The following is a 16,541-nucleotide window of genomic DNA, read 5'->3' as shown; positions in this document are numbered from 1 at the left end:
GAGCAGGTGATCGACGCGTTCTTCGACTTCGCTGACGCGATCATCACCGTGCGTAGCCTGATCCGGAAAGCCTGGACCCTCTACCGATGGGACACCCGACCAGCACGCCGCCCATGAAGATCACCTAATTGCGCGGGTTCTTAGTGCCAATACAAAACGGACCGCCCGCCCCCGACTGTGCCGGGGGCGGGCGGTGCATCACAGTGCTGGTTGAACTAGAGCAGGTCCTCCGCGCGCTTGGCGCGTCTGGCCGCCCACTTCGAAAGCCTTTGCCAGCGCTTCGCTGAGTTCAACCGGCGGACCAGGCGCTGCTCGGCAGCGTTCTGTTCCGCCTCGCGCATTCGTTCTCGTGCCAGGTTTTCGTAGAGCAACATTGTCTTTGTTCCCTCTGGGTTGATCAGATCTTTGTGGTATGTCCGCTGGGTGTCGTGTAGGCCGGTCATGCCGCCGCCTCCTGTGCGGCGCGCTCGGCTGCCTCGCGGGCGACGTCCTCCTTGCGCGGACGGCCACGGGGCCGCTTGCGGGCGATGACCGCACCGCGCTCGAAGATCTCGCCACCCCACACGCCCCACGGCTCCTGCCGTGCCAGCGCACCGGCCAGGCACTCGGCGCGGACCGGGCAGTCCACGCATAGCCGCTTGGCCTGCTCGAGGTCGGCCGGGGTGTCGGCGAACCACAGGTCAGGGTTGTCGCCCGAGCGACACGGCAGGTCGAAACCGGCCGCTGGAGCCACGTCGAGCAGCTCGCTCACACCGAGCAGGTCCGGAGGTGCCCCACCCTCGAGTGGGACAGTCGCGGTACTCATCAGGAACTTCTCCTTGGTGGGTGTTCTCTTGTCGCGGTTACCTGAAAAAACACGAAGGCCGCGGATCCGTTTCCGGGTCCGCGGCCTTCGTGAGCCTTGGGGTCTCGACCTGTCGGTCAAGTCCTTCGCTCGTGAGGTGGAGCGGACACATTGGACGGGAAATCGATGTTCTGGACGCGCGCAGCCGTCAGTTCGGCGCTGAGCCGCTTACGGCCGACGACGACACGCTCATGCCCCAGCCCGGCGGCGGGCACACCGGTGCCCGAAGACATGGGGTAGCCCGGGGTGCACTTGATGAGCGTCAAGTTCCTCACGATGGCCACCTCCCCACTGTCCTCAGATGTGCCTGGGCGTTTCCAACCCGGCTAGTGCAGGCTATTAGGCCCGCTCACGTCCTTGCAACCTGTTTTTCGGGACTTCTTCGAGATCCGTTACTCATCGCCCGAAGGGGCAGCTCCGGCGAGCAGCGCGAGCACCTCTGAGCCGAACTTCTCGAGCTTGCTCGCGCCGATGCCGGCGATCGCCACCAGGCCCGCCGTGTCGGTGGGTCGCTGCTCGGCTATCGCGGTCAGCGTGGCGTCGGTGAACACCACATACGCAGGCACTTTGAGCATTCGCGCGCGCTTGGCCCGCCAGTCCCGCAGCCGTCCGAGCAGTTCCTCGTCGATGTCGGCCGGGCACGAGGCGCACCGGCCGAGCTTGGTCGCGACGGCGCCGACAAGCTGCCCGCCGCACACACGACACGGGGCCGGCGCGCCTGCTCGCTGTTGGCGAGCTCGGGTGAGTCGAGAGGTCGGGTGGTTCTCCGGGATCAGTCCGTAGAGGAACCGGCTGCGACGCCGCGGACGACGGTTGCTCTCCGAACGCACGATCGCCCAGGAGAGCGACAGGAACTCCCTCGCCCGTGTGACGCCGACGTACAGCAGCCGTCGCTCTTCCTCGATCGCCGCGTCGTTGCCGTCCGCGTGCAGGATCGGCACGGTGCCCTCGACCAGGCCGACGAGGAACACCGCGTCCCACTCCAGGCCCTTCGCCGCGTGCAGCGACGCGAGCGTGACGCCTTCGACGGTCGGCGGGTGTTGGGCACGTGCTCGCATGTCCAGCTCGACGACGTACTGCGCGAGGTCCGCACCCTGGACGGTCGCGGCCAGTTCCTCGGCCAGTTCGACCAGCGCCAGCAGCGACTCCCAGCGTTCGCGTGCCGCGCCACCGGCAGGCGGCTCGTCGGTCAGTCCGAGCGGCACGAGCAGCTCGCGTACCAGCTTCGGCAGCTCGCCGTCCGGCTTGCGGACGTTCGCCGTGCGCAGCGCGGCCATCGCCTGCCGGACCTCGGTGCGGGCGAAGAACCGCTCGCCGCCACGCACCAGGTACGGGATGTCCAGTTCGGCCAGCGCCTGCTCGTAGGTCTCCGACTGCGCGTTCACCCGGTAGAGGACGGCGATTTCACTCGCGGGGGTGCCGGCGTCGAGCAGTTCGGAGATCTTCCGCGCGACCGCCGCTGCCTCGGCGGACTCGTCCTCGTGCTCGGCGAACACCGGGTCGGGCCCCGGTTTGCGCTGGCCGACGAGCCGAAGCCGCGACCCCGCCGGCCGGTCCCTTGCTGCGCCGATCACCCGGTTGGCGAGCGACACGACCTCGGGCGTGGACCGGTAGTCCCGCTCCAGCCGGACGATCGTCGCGTGCGGGAAGCGGCGGGCGAAGTTGAGCAGTGGCTTCGCCGAGGCGCCGGCGAAGGAGTAGATCGTCTGGTTCGCGTCGCCGACGACGGTCAGGTCGTCGCGCTCCCCCAGCCACGCGTCGAGCACGCGCTGCTGCAGCGGCGTGACGTCCTGGTACTCGTCGACGACGAAACAGCGGTAGCGCTCGCGGAACTCGTCGGCGACCAGCGGGTGTTCCTCCAGCGCGGCCGCGGTGTGCAGGAGCAGGTCGTCGAAGTCGAGCTGGTTGGCGCGCGTCTTGATCGACTCGTACCAGCGGTAGACCGACGCGACCTGTTCGGCAGGCGCGGGTGGCTGCCGGTGCAGGCGAGCGACCTCGGCGGCGTAGTCGTCGGGGGTGACGAGCGATGCCTTGGCCCATTCGATCTCGCTCGCGAGGTCGCGCAGCACCTCGGAGTCGGTACCGGCGCCTGCCCGGTGCGCGGCCTGGCTGACCAGCCGCAGCTTGCCCTCGAGCAGGTCCCACTGCTGGCCGCCGACCACCTTCGGCCAGAAGTACCGCAGCTGGCGCAGTGCCGCCGCGTGGAAGGTGCGGGCCTGGGCGCCGTGGATGTCGAGAGCACGCAGCCTGGTGCGCATCTCACCGGCGGCCCTCGCGGTGAACGTCACCGCGAGCACCTGGCCGGCGGACACATGTCCTGAATGGATGAGGTGCGCGATGCGGTGCACGATCGTGCGGGTCTTGCCGGTGCCGGCGCCGGCGAGCACGCAGACGGGACCCCGTGGCGCGTTGATGGCGGTGAGCTGTTCCGGATCGAGCCCGGCGGGGTCGGGCTTGCCGGCGGCGTCCGAGACAGCTAGCGCTAACGCACCCATGGCGGGCATCCTCGCAGACGATGGCGCGGCCGTGCGCGATGGACACGGAGCGAAGCTTGTGGAGCGACCACCCGCACGAAGCGAAGCTTGTGGACGACCACCGGCAGAGTGCGAAGCTTGCGGAGCGACCAACGGGCGCTGGCACCCGCACCGTATCCTGGTAGTCATGGCTCAGAAGGTGGACAAGGCGGCGGCCGCCGAGGCGAAGAAGGCTCGGAAGGCAGCTTCCAAGGCCAGGCGCAAGCAGATCTTCCAGGCGTTCAACATGCAACGCAAGGAGGACAAGGCGCTCATCCCGCTGATGCTGGGTGCCTTCCTCGTGGTGGCCGGCGCGTTCTTCGGGGTGGGCCTCGTCTGGGGCATCCACTGGTTCCTGCTGCCGGTCGGTATCGCGTTCGGCCTGCTCGCGGCCGTGATCCTGTTCGGCCGGCGCGTGCAGAAGAACGTCTACACCAAGGCCGACGGCCAGCCGGGCGCGGCGGCCTGGGCGCTGGAGAACATGCGTGGCCGCTGGCGGGTGACGCCCACGGTGGCGGGCACCACGCAGCTGGACGCCGTGCACCGGGTACTGGGCCGCCCCGGTGTCGTGCTGGTCGCGGAGGGTGCGCCGCACCGGGTGAAGGCACTGCTCGCGCAGGAGAAGAAGCGCGTGTCGCGGGTCATCGGCGACACCCCGATCTACGACTTCGTCGTCGGCAACGAGGAGAAGCAGATCCCGCTGCGCAAACTCCAGCAGACGATCATGAAGCTGCCGAACAACCTCAAGCCGGCCGAGATCGACACGATCGAGAAGCGGCTGTCGGCCCTCGCGGCCCGCGGCGCCCAGATGCCGAAGGGTCCCATGCCGCAGGGCGCGAAGATGCGCAACGTCCAGCGCACGATTCGCCGTCGCTGACCAGGCGCACCATCTGAGAGGAAGATCGATCCAACTCGCGATCCCGGGGCGGACCGCCAGCCGATTCCGCTGACCAAACTGCTGACGGTGGCGGAGTACTCCGCTCTCGGGGAAACCGCGTGGGGCTACACCGAGCTGATCCAGGGCCGGGTGCTGATGTCGCCGAGCCCGGGCACCGTGTCGGGCACGAGGCCAGCGTCGAGGACCGGATGATGCGGGCAGATATCGACGAGCCGATCTCGCTGACCGAGTGCCGGTTGACCGAGGACTTCGGGTACGTGGACAACCAGATCGCGACTGGGGTCTTCAAGACCGACGTGCCGTTTCCGGTGGAGATCAACCTCGACCGGCTGGTGTGATCAGCGGGAGCACGGCCTGCACGGACGTGCCGCTCTCATCGCTGCGGTAGGAGAACTCGCCCTCGATCTCGCGGGCTCGTTGGGCCATGAAGCGCATGCCCATGCCGCGGGTGCCCGCGTCGCTGGGCACGCCAACGCCGTCGTCGCACACGCGGACCAGTAGTTGGTCCTCGTCGAGGCGGACCGTGACCTCCGCCTGGGTGGCCTGTGCGTGGCGGACCACGTTGGTGAGTGCCTCGGCCACGATGCGGTACGCGGCGACCTCCACTGGTTTCGGCAGCGGCGGCTGCTCCTGCGGCAGCTCCGTCTCCACCCGCAGCGACGGGCCCGACAGGAACACCGCCAGCTCGCGCAGCGCACCCGACAACCCCAATGCGTCCAGCTCGGGCGGCCGCAAACCGTGGACGACGCGGCGCAGCGTGCGGAGTGCCTCGTCGAGGCCCTGCATGGCACGGTCCAGCAGGCTGAGCCCGACGAAGTCCGGTGGCAGCCCGCGGCGCACCGCCTCGACCTGCAAGCGGGTACCGGCCAGGGTCGGGCCCACGTTGTCGTGCAGTTCGCGCGACAGGCGGGACCGTTCCTCCTCGCGGGCGGTCACCACCTGCTCGCGGGAGCGAAGCAGTTCCTCGTCGAGCCGCAGCGCGGCCACCACCGGCGCGATCTGGTCGGCGAGGGACGCAAGCGCTTGCGTGGTCCTGTCGTCCAGGTATCCGTCGGGCGGCAGCACCGCCAGCTCGCCGACCCGCTCGCCGCGGTGCCACAGCTCGAACGTCTCCGCGGCCCCGCCGCCCGAGCCGACCTGCGCGAGCCGCCGCGGACCCGCCTCGGTCGCCAGGTCGAGCCGGGCCATCCGCAGCCGGAGCGACTGGACGAGCTGCTCGCACAGCGCGGCCGGCACCTCCGTCGCGTCCAGACGATTGCGCATCCGGTTGCCGAGGCTGGCCGCGAGCTTCACGACGTCCACCCGCCGACCCCAGATCAACGACCGCACCCGCCTGAGCGCCAGCGACGTCAGCGGGAACAGCAGTGCGCCGAACACCGCGACCGCCAGCACCGAACCCGGCACCACCTGCGGCGGCAGCACGGCGGCGAGCAGCACGTACCCGCCGAGGTAACAGCCGAAGAGCGTGCCGGCCACGGCGACGTGGACGATCCCTCGCCGCACCGCCAGGTCCAGGTCGTACAGGCGGTCACGGGTCACCGCGACCGCGATCGCCAGCGGGACCAGCACGAACGCCAGTACCTCGAGTCCTCGGTCGAGCACGAGGGGCAACTGCCTGGGGAGGCTGTCCCGCACCGCCGCCTGGACCGCCCCGAACGCGACCGCGCACAGCAGCAGCGTCATCCGTCTGCGCGCCACGCCTGTCGCCCTGAACCAGCGGGCGAGCAGGCCGGCGACCGCGAGTGCTGTCGTGCCCAGCAGGAGGTACTCGCCGACGATCAGCAGCGGCGCGGCGAGCGACGGGTTCGCGAGCGGGTTCGACACCGTGTAGGCGCCGGCGAAGTCCGCGTCCTCGAACGCGAGGCCCGTGCAGTAGACGGCCATGCCCGCCGCGGTCAGCGCGAGCGCCCACCGCCAGCGGCGGTTCGGCAGGCGACTGTCCGGGTAGATCATCGGCAGCACGGTCGTGATCGCCCAGATCGGTGGTGCCCACAACCACGACTGCAGCCACATCACCGTGTCGACCGCGGGAGCGTCCGGCGAACCGAACGATCCGGTCAGGACCGTCAGGAGGAGGGCGACGCCGTCCCACGCGGCGATGGCCAGCATCGTCCAGCCGAGCACGTTGGTCGGCTTGTGCCAGATGACCAGCACGCCCATGGCCGAGAAGAACACGGCGACCGCGATGTTCAGTGGCACCGGGTCGTACGCGGAGTAGCGCCAGGCGTCAGCTATCTGGGTGAGTACGGCCGCCGCGACCGCTGTCCCCAACCCCAGCACGCCGAGCACGCCGGCCAGCGCGATCACGCGCCCGTCTTGATGGCCAGTCATGTCCGGCTCCTCGGGCAAGCGGAAGTCTCGGCCGTTCCGGAGACGAATCGTAAACGGGAAGATCACCTCCGGTAAGCGCCCTAACGGGTACGGACGACAACCGTTCCGGTGACCTTGTCGTGCAGGCCACGTCCGTCCGCGTCGGACACCGCGGCCGGCAGGATCAGCGCGATCAGCAGTGTGCGGGGGATCGCCCGCAGCGGGCCGACCATGGGTTTGCCGTCGAGCCGCACCACTCGCAGGCCGAGCAGGGCCTTGCCGGCGGTGAAGCCGAACAGGCTGACCATCACGACCGTGATCCCGAACCACACCAGCACCGAGGTGTAGTTGAACCGCTCCATCACGTCCGGGTTCTGGAAGTCCACCGGCACGAACAGGCTGGTCACGAGCGACATGAGCACCAGGTCGATGAACAGTGCGCCCACCCGGACGCCGCGCCCGGCCATCGAGCCGAGTCCTTCCCGGGGCAGCCCGAGCCGCTCGCCGGGCCAGTCCTGGTCCGAGTCACCCGACTCGCCAATGCCTCCGGAAAGCCACGTGCCGGTCACTTTGCTCACAGAACCCAGGTTATGCCCCTGTGCGGGAAGGCCGTCCGGCTGGCATGCTCAGCAGCGGCCTGGCTAGCACCTGCGGTCGTTAACCTCCGCGAAACATTGAGGTGATGGTCGGGCAACACCGCACTCATAGCTTGACCGCGAGCGCCCACGGCAGAGAGCAGAGTTAGGAGCCCACGAGCGTGTTCAAGAATTCCGACGAGGTCCTGAAGTTCATCTCGGACGAAGATGTGAAGTTCGTCGACGTCCGGTTCGGCGACCTGCCGGGCATCATGCAGCACTTCACGGTACCGGTGCAGTCGTTCGACGAGGGCACGATCAACGAAGGTCTTGCGTTCGACGGTTCCTCGGTGCGCGGTTTCCAGGAGATCCACGAGTCGGACATGCTCCTGCTGCCCGACCTCGCCACGGCGCGCGTCGACCCGTTCCGGGTCGAGAACACGCTCATCCTCAACTTCTTCGTGCACGACCCGCTCACCCGCGAGGCCTACAGCCGCGACCCGCGCAACATCGCCCGCAAGGCCGAGCAGTACCTGGCCGAGTCCGGCGTCGCGGACACCGCGTACTTCGGCCCGGAGGCCGAGTTCTACGTGTTCGACTCGGTGCGGTTCGACAGCGCGGAGAACGGCTCCTTCCACGAGATCGACTCGATCGAGGGCTGGTGGAACACCGGGTCCGACGAGGAGGGCGGCAACCGCGGGTACAAGACCAAGTACAAGAGCGGCTACTTCCCGGTCCCGCCGACCGACCACTACGCCGACCTGCGTGACGAGATCTCGCTGAACCTGATCAACGCCGGCTTCACCGTCGAGCGCGCGCACCACGAGGTGGGCACCGCGGGCCAGGCCGAGATCAACTACAAGTTCAACACGCTGCTGCACGCGGCCGACGACCTGCAGCTGTTCAAGTACATCGTCAAGGGCACCGCGTGGGAGAACGGCAAGACCGCGACCTTCATGCCGAAGCCCCTCTTCGGTGACAACGGCTCCGGCATGCACGCCCACCAGTCGCTGTGGAAGGACGGGGAGCCGCTGTTCTACGACCAGAGCGGCTACGCCGGTCTGTCGGACATGGCCCGTCACTACATCGGCGGCCTGCTGCACCACGCGCCGAGCCTGCTGGCGTTCACCAACCCGACCGTGAACTCCTATCACCGCCTGGTGCCGGGCTTCGAGGCGCCGGTCAACCTGGTGTACTCGCAGCGCAACCGCTCCGCGTGTGTCCGCATCCCGATCACCGGTGCCAACGCGAAGGCCAAGCGCATCGAGTTCCGCTGCCCCGACTCGTCCGGCAACCCCTACCTCGCGTTCTCCGCGATGGTGATGGCCGGCCTCGACGGCATCAAGAACAAGATCGAGCCGCCGACGCCGATCGACAAGGACCTCTACGAGCTGCCGCCCGAGGAGGCCAAGGACGTCGCCACCGTGCCGTCGTCGCTGGACGCGGTCCTGAACAACCTCGAGAAGGACCACGACTTCCTGCTGGAGGGCGGCGTCTTCACGCCGGACGTGATCGAGACCTGGATCGCCTTCAAGCGCGAGCACGAGATCGACCCGCTGCGGCTGCGTCCGCACCCGTACGAGTTCGCGCTCTACTACGACGTGTAATTCCCCGAGGCAACGGCCCCGTCAGTCGAACAGACTGGCGGGGCCGTCTCCATTCTCAGGCAATGAGTGCTTCGGCGGCGGCGAGGTCGAAGTCGCCGTAGGCGCTGCCGAGCCCTTGGGCGACCAACCCCGCCACCGCGCAACCCAGCACCGCCGCGTCCCGTGGGTCGCGGCCCTGTTTGACGCCGACCACGAAGCCGGCGGAAAACGCGTCACCGCAGCCGGTGGTGTCCACGACCGTGACGTCGACGGCCGGCACCGCCACCGTCCCCTGTGCGTCAACCACGCGAGCACCGTCCCCGCCCCGCGTGACCGCGACGACGCCCACCCCACCGTCGACGAGCCGCCGGCAGCCCGTGTCCAGATCGGACTCGCCGGTGAAGCCGAGGACCTGGTCCTCGTTGGGCAGGAAATAGTCCACGTGCGGCAGGAACGGGGCGATCAGCTCGAAGCTCCCCAACGCACCCGGGGCCAGCAGGTCGACGGACGTGCTCACGCCGTGCTCGCGGGCGAACTTCAGGATCCGGGTCGCGTTGTCGGGGCCCAGCAGCTCCGGACCGCCGAGATGGAGGTGGTCGGCCTCGCGCAGCGCGTCCCACGGCACGTCGTCCTGGCCGTACGTGGGGTTCGCGCCAAGCAGGTGGAAGGCGGGACGGTCGCCGTTCGGACGGATGGGTAACACGCTCGCGGACGTCGGCACGCCGTCGCGACGGACCAGGAAGCCGGTGTCCACTCCGGCCTTTCGCAGCAACGTCACCAGCATGTCGCCCGTGGGGTCGGTGCCGACCGCGCCCGCGGTGCGGACGGTCGCGCCGAGCTTGGCGAGGGTGACCGCGGTGCCGCCCGCCGTGCCGGCGGGCGCCATCTCGATGTTCTCGACCAGGACGCTGCCCTGCCCCTCCGGAATGGACTCGACCGGCCGTACGAGGATGTCGAGCACGTGGACGCCCATGGTGATCACGTTCACTGGTTTTCTCCGTTCACCGGTTGCGGCTTTCCGTACCGCAGGTTCAAAGCGACCTCGATCACGGCCTGCTGCTGGGCCTCCGTCAGCACTTTCGGGGTGCCCAGCGCGGACGCGCGTTCGTAGAGCGCGCACGCCCATTCCAGTACGAACGTGTGGTCCATGGCCTCGGCGAGGGTCGGGCCTCTGGTGACCGCGCCGTGGTTGGCCATCAGCACGGCGTTCTTGTGTGTCATGGCATCGGACACGGCGTCGGCCAGCTCGGGGGTGCCGAAGGGGTGGAACCCGATCACCGGAATCGCGCCGCCCAGCGCGAGGAGCTGGTAGTGGATCACCGGGAGTTCGTCGAGCACGCAGGCGAGCGAGGTGGAGGCCGGCGCGTGCGTGTGGACGATCGCACCGTCGCCGAACTTTCGGTGAACACCCAGGTGCAGGCCCGCTTCGGACGTGGGGCGCAGCCCGCCAGAGACGATCGTGCCGGCCAGGTCGACCACGGTCACGTCGTCGGCGGTCGCCTCCGCAAGCACCACACCGGTCGCGGTGAGTGCGACCAGGTCACCACGTCGCACGCTGATGTTGCCGGCGGTGCCGACCACCAAGCCTTCCTGGGCCAACCGGTGACAGGCCGCCGCGATCTCGCCGCGGATCTCGTTCATGCCAGGACTTTAGTCAGCCGACAGACACTCACACACTATCCGACCTACTTTGTCAATCATTGACATGACGTGATCACGACTCGCAAACTCTTGTCATTGTTTGAGAAGTGAGGAGCGTCATGCGGCTTCGTTCGGTTCTCATGGCCGGCGTGCTCGCCCTTGGCACGGTCTTCGGGCTCTCCCCCGTGACCGCCAGCGCGGCACCGGCCTTCCAACTCCCCTTCCCCTGCGGGCAAACCTGGAACGGCGACAGCGACAACTCCAGCGCCCACGAGAGCTACGAGATCGACTTCAACCGCGGCAGCACCGCCGACGCCGACCGGTACGACACGGTCGTCGCGGCCGCGGCCGGCACCGTGCGGACCGCCGCCAACCAGGGCAGCGCGAACGGCTACGGCAACCTCGTCAAGATCGAGCACGCAGACAGCTACTTCACCTACTACGCGCACCTGTCCACCATGGCCGTTGTCGAGGGTCAGGTCGTCTCACGTGGACAGACGATCGGGACGGTCGGCAACACGTCCAAGCCCGGCAACGGCATCAGCCCGCACCTGCACTACGAGGTCCGGCTCGGCGCCACCGGCTACCCCGGCAACATCCAGCGCGCGGTCTTCAACAGCACCACCTTCGGCTACCCCAACGCGAACGTGACCTCGCGGAACTGCTCAACCCCGGAGGACCCGGCCGAGGTCTGCGGCAGCGGCTACTACGCGATCGACACGGCCCGGCTCGGCACCGTCGGCGCGGTCGACCTGCTGTGGAACGGCACCAACAACTGCGTGGTGACGCTCAAGTTCGCCGACGTCGGCACCGCGACCGCCACCTCCGCCTACCTCGAACCCAAGGACGTGGCAAGGAAAACCGACTCCGGAAGTTACGGCTACTACGCCGGACCGGTGATCGCCGCCGCACCGACGTGCATCAAGTGGGGCGGGTCAGCGGGCGGCGTCGCCTACAACAGCCCGTCGGAGCACTGCTAGTCGTTCATGACGGAAATGTCGAAGCCGACCGACTCCAGGACCGCGCGCGGGTCGGCGACCAACTTCCGCGCGCTCAGATCCATCATGCCCATCACGGAGTAGACCTCGGCGGACAGCGTGCCGTCCGCCTTGGTGATCATCTGCTCCAGGGTGAACGTCTTGCCGTCGCCGAACTTCGCGACGCACGACACGTCGAACTCCTCGCTACCGCGAAGCTCGCGGCGGAAGTTCACCGTGGTCGACAGCAGCACCGGGGCGGTCCGTCGCGCCGTGTAGAGCGTCTCCCAGTCGCAGCCGGCGGCCTGGAAACCCTTCGTGCGCGCCACTTCCGCGTACTGGTGGTACACGGCGTGGTTGACGTGGCCGAGCGCGTCGATCTCGTAGCCACGTACCTCGAACCTCATGCTGAACGCCACGGTTTACCTCAGTCCTCGTAGAAAAGTCGTTCCACCACAGCACGTGCCCGACGCAGGGTGCGCCGGTAGTAGTCGACGAACGCGCCGGGGTCCGCGGCGTCATCCTGGCGGATGACCGACGCGACCGCGGCGAGCTCCCGCCCCGACGAGGGCGGCTGGTCGGACGACTTGCCGCGAACCAGCGTGGCCGCGTTACGCACCCGCGTCGCCAGCAGCCACGACTCACGCAACGCGGTCACGTCCGCCTCGTCGACGAGACCGATGTCCCGCGCCGCCGCCAGACCATCCATTGTGGACGTCGTGCGCAGCGCCGGGTGCTCGTACGCGTACCGCAGCTGCAGCAACTGCAACGTCCACTCGATGTCGGCGAGACCGCCCCGGCCGAGCTTCGTGTGCGTGGCCGGGTCGGCGCCACGCGGCAGCCGCTCGTTGTCCACGCGAGCCTTGATGCGCCGCACCTCGCGGATCTGGTTCGGGTTCAGCCCGTAGTCCGGGTAGCGGATCGGGTCGATCATCGCGACGAACCGCGCGCCCAGCTCCTCGTCACCGGCGATGGGCCGGGCCCGCAACAACGCCTGCGCCTCCCACACCTGCGACCACTGGTCGTAGTAGGCGCGGTACGACTCGAGCGTGCGCACGATCTGGCCCTGACGGCCCTCCGGCCGCAGGTCGACGTCGACGTGTAAAGGCGGGTCCTGGGTCGGTGACGACAGCAGCCGCCGCACGGTCTGCGCGACACGGGACGCGTACTTGACCGCGTCCTCCTCGGACGCCCCGTTCGCCGGCTCGCACACGAACAACACGTCCGCGTCCGACGAGTAGCCGAGCTCCGCGCCACCGAGCCGGCCCATGCCGATCACCGCGATGGTCGCCAGCCGCGCCCCGGCGGCGACCGCCTCGGCACGGTCGACGGCGGCGAGCGTCGCCTGCAGCACCGCCGCCCACACGGTCGACAGCGCGTGGCACACCGACAGGGTTTCCGTGATCCCCAGCAGGTCTGCGGCCGCGACCCGCAGCAACTCGTGCCGGCGGAACGACCGCGCCGCGGTGACCGCGTTCGGCAGGTAGCTGTGCCGGTTCACCGCCTGCCGCAGTGATCGGGCGGTCTCGTCCGGGTCGCGGCCGCCGAGCTTGTCGTCGTCGCCGAGCAGCTGGAGCACCTCGGGAGCCCGCGTCATCAGCTCCGGCACCAGCTTCGACGTGCCGAGCAGCCGCGCGAGCCGCTCGACGACCGCCGGCTCGTCCCGCAACACCCGCAGATACCAGGGAGTGGCCGCCAGCGCCTCGGACACCCGGCGGTACGACAGTAGGCCGCCGTCCGGGTCCGGGGTGTTCGCGAACATGTCGAGGAGCGCCGGCAACAACGCGCTCTGGATCGCGGCGCGGCGCGACACCCCAGCCGTGAGCGCCTCGATGTGCCGCAACGCGCCGTCCGGCGCGGCGTACCCCAGTGCGGCGAGCCGGGCCTCGGCCTGCTTGGCGGTCAGGCGCAACGCGTCGGTCGGCACGCGGGCGACAGCTTCGAGCAGCGGACGATAGAACAGCTTCTCGTGCAGCCGGCGAACGCGGCGCACGTGCCGGCGGAACTCGTCCAGCAGCACCTGCGACTCCGGCTTGCCCCGCGCGGGCTTCACGCCGGCGGCGCGCGCCAGCCAGCGCAGCTCGTCGGTGTCCTTGTCCGCCGGGAACAGGTGCGTGCGGCGTAGGCGCTGCAGCTGTAGCCGGTGCTCGAGCATGCGCAGGAAGCGGTAGCTCTCCCCCAGCTCGGCGGAGTCGGTCCGGCCGACGTAACCCCGGTCGCCCAGCAACGCCAGAGCGTCCACTGTGGACGCGACGCGCAGTGCCTCGTCGTTTCGGCCGTGCACCAGCTGGAGGAGCTGGACGGCGAACTCGACGTCCCGCAACCCACCGCGGCCCAGCTTCAGCTCGCGGTCGAGCAGGTCGGACGGCACGTGGTCCTCAACCCGCCGGCGCATGGCCCGCACGTCGTCGACGAAGTTGTCCCGGTCGGCGGCCGTCCACACCATCGGCCGGACGGCGTCGAGGTAGGCGGTGCCGAGCTCGGCGTCACCGGCGATGGGGCGAGCCTTCAGCAGTGCCTGGAACTCCCAGGTCCGGGCCCAGCGCTTGTAGTAGCTGACGTGGCCGTCGAGGTTGCGGACCAGCGGCCCGGCCTTGCCTTCCGGCCGGAGCGCGGCGTCGACCTCGAAGCACGCGTTGGTCGCGACCCGCATCATGGTGCTCGCGATCCGGGTCGCGACGTCCAGGTCGCCGTCGGCCACGAACAGCACGTCGACGTCGGAGACGTAGTTGAGCTCACGGCCGCCGGTCTTGCCCATGGCGATGACCGCGAGCCGGCACCTGTCACCGGCGGTCCCGACCTCGGCCTCGGCGACCGCGAGCGCGGCCCGGATCGCGGCCTCGGCGAGATAGGTGAGCCGCGCGGTGGTCCGCTGGTAGTCGAGCCCCTCAAGATCCGGCTCGATGACGCGGGCCAGGTCGTCGGCGGCGATTTCGAGCAGCAGACCGCGGTAGGCCGCCCGCAACTCGCGGACGGCGGCGGCACCGGCGTGGTCTCCCACCGCGGCCAGCAGCGCGGCCGGGTAGGCGGAGGGCGTGCTCTGCCGGTCGGTGAGCAGTCGGCGCCACTCGCCGGGACGCGCGGCCACGAAGTCACCGAGCGCCGAGGACGCGCCCAGTACCGACAGCAGCCGGGCACGCAGGCCGCGGTCCATGGCAAGAGCCTGGTCGAGACCGGACCAACCCGCGGGGTCGCCCGTGCGCATGCGGTCGACGCACCGCAGGGCGAGATCCGGATCGGGGCTGCGGGACAGCGCGACGAGGATCGGCTCGTGGTTCTTCGTCGGGCCGCCGGCGTTGTCCCACCAGCCGGCGGCACGCAGGTACTCCCCGGCGCGGTCGTCGGTGAGGCCGTATCGAGCGCTGGAGATGTGGGAACGCACGGGGTCCGACATGGTCTCAGTGTTGGATCAGCGGGAGTGGTGAGGTCGCCGGCGCCAGTTCGCCGGCAGCGAGCTTGACGAACTGCGCCGCGAACGGCCGCCACGTCTCCTCGATGTCGGCGTGCGCCTGGACAAGACGGTCGTGCTCCAACTCGCCTGGCCGCGCGAACTCGGCGGTGGCGGGGCTGCTCGCCGCCCAGGACTCGACCAGCTCCGTGGTGGTCTCGATGTGGAACTGCAGGCCATAGGAGCAGCGGCCGACCCGGAAGGCCTGGTTCGGATACAACGTCGCCGACGCCAGGAGGGCGGCCCTGGCCGGTAACCGCTCGACGATGTCGGAGTGGAACTGCATGACATCCGGCATGAACGGCAGATCGGCGAACAGGGGGTCCTGCCAGCCGACGTCCCGCTTCGCGACGAGCAGCGGCCCGACCTCGGGGCCGTCAGGGCCTTTCGTGACGTGCCCGCCAGTGGCGACGGCGAGGAGCTGCGCGCCGAGGCAGATCGCCAGTGTCGGCAGCTGACGCGTGGTGGCCTCGGCCAGGAGGCGGCGCACGTCGGCGAGCCACGGGAAGTCGAGGTCGTCGTTGGCGCCCATGTGCCCGCCGAGGCACACGAGCCCGGCGTAGCCGTCGGTGTTGGCGGGGAGGGCGGCCGGCTGACGGATGTCCAGTTCGGCACCGGCGCTTGTGAGCCAGTCCCCGAGCGGGCCGATGGGGTCGAACTCGTCGGGCTGGATGACGAGCAGGCGGGGGGATGTCACGCCTTCGAGGGTAGTCGGGTGAACTCGAGCTCCGTCGAGTCGTACACCTGTCGGTAACCGATCTTCTGGTAGATCGAGTTGGAGGTGGGGTTGGCGAGGTCGGTGAAAAGGATCACGTCATGAGCACCCGCGTGCCAGGCACTCCGGGAGACGGCGGCGGTGACCGCGGCGCCGTACCCGTGCTCGCGGTGCGCCGGTGGGGTGTAGACGGGCCCGACCCGGGACATGCCGCCAATGGGTGTGCTGGCGACCGCCCACGAGACGGGTTTCCCGCCGTCCTCCCAGATGACCACGCTGTCGCCCATCTCGAGCATGCGACGCACGACGGCCGGCCCGCTGGCGGGGTCTTTCAGGCGCCCGAAGATTTCGATCTGGGAGTCGTCTCGCCAGCCGGCGAGGAGGTCGATGTCGTGCTCGGTGGCGTTCCTGGCTCGTCCGCTGGTGGTGGGTACCGTCAGCTCACCGAGCCGGAAGAGCCGCATGGCCCTTTCTTCGCGGACGGTGCCACCGGTGTGGCGGACCCATGCCTGGGCGAGGGCCTCCGCGTTCTCGCGGGGTCCGCTGACGCCCGGCAGTTCAGGATCATCGGAGAGCCATCGGTCAATGAATGTGTCGAGCAGCGCCGGTTCGGTCGGCAGGCCGCTGACGATGGCGGGCCATGGCGGTGTGCGAAAACCCGCACCGACGAGGGCCCCGCTGTCGTCGTGGAGGGTGGCCATTATCGGTTCTGGTTTCCGGTCCGAGCCGAGGAACCGCGCCATGACGGTGAGCGCGACGGTGTGTCGGAGAGTGTCGGCCGCGTAGAAGGGGCCCGCGAGAGCGGTGAAGGTCCGCGGATCCTGGTGTACTCGCACGTCCATACCCTCAGGGTGACGCGCGGTCCCGGTCTTGGCCACTGGGTTCCGGGCATGCCAAAACGGGCCCCGCTGTTGCGGGGCCCGTCTGGAAAGGATGTCCGGCGGTGTCCTACTCTCCCACACCCTGTCGAGTGCAGTACCATCGGCGCTGGCAGGCTTAGCTTCCGGGTTCGGAATGGGACCGGGCGTTTCCCC

Annotated in this window: 16 protein-coding genes, 1 rRNA gene and 1 pseudogene; 6 read left to right on the top strand and 12 right to left on the bottom strand. The window is 69.3% G+C overall.

From position 1 onward, the window contains the following. Window positions 1–117, top strand: a pseudogene (locus VF106_RS08535) (IS5/IS1182 family transposase); the annotation flags it as partial. 98 nt (window positions 118–215) lie between these two features. On the opposite strand, the gene VF106_RS08530 reads toward VF106_RS08535, so the two are convergent. From VF106_RS08530 to VF106_RS08520, 3 genes are all read right to left on the bottom strand, one after another. Further along, window positions 216–443, bottom strand: a complete 228-nt coding sequence (locus tag VF106_RS08530; protein ID WP_330839050.1) for a putative WhiB-interacting protein — start codon at window positions 441–443, stop codon at window positions 216–218. After that, entirely contained in the window at window positions 440–805 is a 366-nt protein-coding gene (locus tag VF106_RS08525; RefSeq protein WP_330839049.1) for a WhiB family transcriptional regulator, read from the bottom strand. Before VF106_RS08525 ends, VF106_RS08530 begins: the two co-directional genes overlap by 4 nt. A gap of 431 nt (window positions 806–1,236) precedes the next feature. Next, window positions 1,237–3,339: an ATP-dependent DNA helicase UvrD2 gene (locus VF106_RS08520; RefSeq protein WP_330839048.1), complete on the bottom strand. Its 2,103-nt coding sequence runs from the start codon at window positions 3,337–3,339 to the stop codon at window positions 1,237–1,239. A gap of 166 nt (window positions 3,340–3,505) precedes the next feature. Here VF106_RS08520 and VF106_RS08515 point away from each other — a divergent pair, with 166 nt between their 5' ends. The 3 genes from VF106_RS08515 (at window position 3,506) to VF106_RS08505 (ending at window position 4,593) form a co-directional block, all read left to right on the top strand. Further along, window positions 3,506–4,234, top strand: a complete 729-nt coding sequence (locus VF106_RS08515) for a DUF4191 domain-containing protein (protein WP_330839047.1) — start codon at window positions 3,506–3,508, stop codon at window positions 4,232–4,234. A gap of 87 nt (window positions 4,235–4,321) precedes the next feature. Then, on the top strand, window positions 4,322–4,447 hold the full coding sequence (locus tag VF106_RS08510) for a hypothetical protein (RefSeq protein ID WP_330839046.1): 126 nt from the start codon (window positions 4,322–4,324) through the stop codon (window positions 4,445–4,447). After that, window positions 4,444–4,593: a hypothetical protein gene (locus VF106_RS08505; RefSeq protein ID WP_330839045.1), complete on the top strand. Its 150-nt coding sequence runs from the start codon at window positions 4,444–4,446 to the stop codon at window positions 4,591–4,593. The genes VF106_RS08510 and VF106_RS08505 overlap by 4 nt, the downstream gene beginning before the upstream one ends. On the opposite strand, the gene VF106_RS08500 is transcribed toward VF106_RS08505, so the two are convergent. Continuing rightward, on the bottom strand, window positions 4,571–6,586 hold the full coding sequence (locus tag VF106_RS08500; RefSeq protein ID WP_330839044.1) for a sensor histidine kinase: 2,016 nt from the start codon (window positions 6,584–6,586) through the stop codon (window positions 4,571–4,573). The two genes, VF106_RS08505 and VF106_RS08500, sit on opposite strands and share 23 nt — an antisense overlap. Before the next feature lie 80 nt (window positions 6,587–6,666). Next, window positions 6,667–7,143 carry an RDD family protein gene (locus VF106_RS08495; RefSeq protein WP_330839043.1) on the bottom strand — a complete coding sequence of 159 codons (477 nt, stop codon included), beginning with the start codon at window positions 7,141–7,143 and terminating at the stop codon, window positions 6,667–6,669. A 179-nt stretch (window positions 7,144–7,322) separates the two neighbouring features. Here VF106_RS08495 and glnA point away from each other — a divergent pair, with 179 nt between their 5' ends. Next, window positions 7,323–8,747: a type I glutamate--ammonia ligase gene (glnA, locus tag VF106_RS08490; RefSeq protein WP_330839042.1), complete on the top strand. Its 1,425-nt coding sequence runs from the start codon at window positions 7,323–7,325 to the stop codon at window positions 8,745–8,747. A gap of 55 nt (window positions 8,748–8,802) precedes the next feature. On the opposite strand, the gene VF106_RS08485 is transcribed toward glnA, so the two are convergent. Both VF106_RS08485 and VF106_RS08480 read right to left on the bottom strand, forming a co-directional pair. Further along, window positions 8,803–9,714: a carbohydrate kinase family protein gene (locus VF106_RS08485; protein ID WP_330839041.1), complete on the bottom strand. Its 912-nt coding sequence runs from the start codon at window positions 9,712–9,714 to the stop codon at window positions 8,803–8,805. Then, window positions 9,711–10,367, bottom strand: coding sequence for a class II aldolase/adducin family protein (locus VF106_RS08480; protein ID WP_330839040.1), 657 nt, complete (start codon window positions 10,365–10,367; stop codon window positions 9,711–9,713). The genes VF106_RS08485 and VF106_RS08480 overlap by 4 nt, the downstream gene beginning before the upstream one ends. A gap of 119 nt (window positions 10,368–10,486) precedes the next feature. Here VF106_RS08480 and VF106_RS08475 point away from each other — a divergent pair, with 119 nt between their 5' ends. Next, on the top strand, window positions 10,487–11,347 hold the full coding sequence (locus VF106_RS08475) for a M23 family metallopeptidase (RefSeq protein ID WP_330839039.1): 861 nt from the start codon (window positions 10,487–10,489) through the stop codon (window positions 11,345–11,347). Here VF106_RS08475 and VF106_RS08470 read toward each other — a convergent pair. The 5 genes from VF106_RS08470 to rrf all read right to left on the bottom strand — a co-directional run. Further along, window positions 11,344–11,751, bottom strand: coding sequence for an acyl-CoA thioesterase (locus tag VF106_RS08470; RefSeq protein WP_330839038.1), 408 nt, complete (start codon window positions 11,749–11,751; stop codon window positions 11,344–11,346). The genes VF106_RS08475 and VF106_RS08470 overlap by 4 nt on opposite strands. A gap of 20 nt (window positions 11,752–11,771) precedes the next feature. Next, window positions 11,772–14,738, bottom strand: a complete 2,967-nt coding sequence (locus VF106_RS08465; protein ID WP_330839037.1) for a bifunctional [glutamine synthetase] adenylyltransferase/[glutamine synthetase]-adenylyl-L-tyrosine phosphorylase — start codon at window positions 14,736–14,738, stop codon at window positions 11,772–11,774. 4 nt (window positions 14,739–14,742) lie between these two features. Then, on the bottom strand, window positions 14,743–15,489 hold the full coding sequence (locus VF106_RS08460) for a type 1 glutamine amidotransferase (RefSeq protein ID WP_330839036.1): 747 nt from the start codon (window positions 15,487–15,489) through the stop codon (window positions 14,743–14,745). Next, window positions 15,486–16,349 (bottom strand): GNAT family N-acetyltransferase, encoded by an 864-nt coding sequence (locus VF106_RS08455; RefSeq protein WP_330839035.1) that lies wholly within the window; start codon window positions 16,347–16,349, stop codon window positions 15,486–15,488. Before VF106_RS08455 ends, VF106_RS08460 begins: the two co-directional genes overlap by 4 nt. Window positions 16,350–16,442: 93 nt before the next feature. After that, window positions 16,443–16,541, bottom strand: a 5S ribosomal RNA gene (rrf, locus tag VF106_RS08450); the annotation flags it as partial.

This window comes from Actinophytocola sp. (genome assembly GCF_036378875.1).
Lineage (GTDB): Bacteria > Actinomycetota > Actinomycetes > Mycobacteriales > Pseudonocardiaceae > Actinophytocola.
Note: the sequence above shows the minus strand (reverse complement) of the source record. Positions and strands in the feature narration are given on the sequence as shown.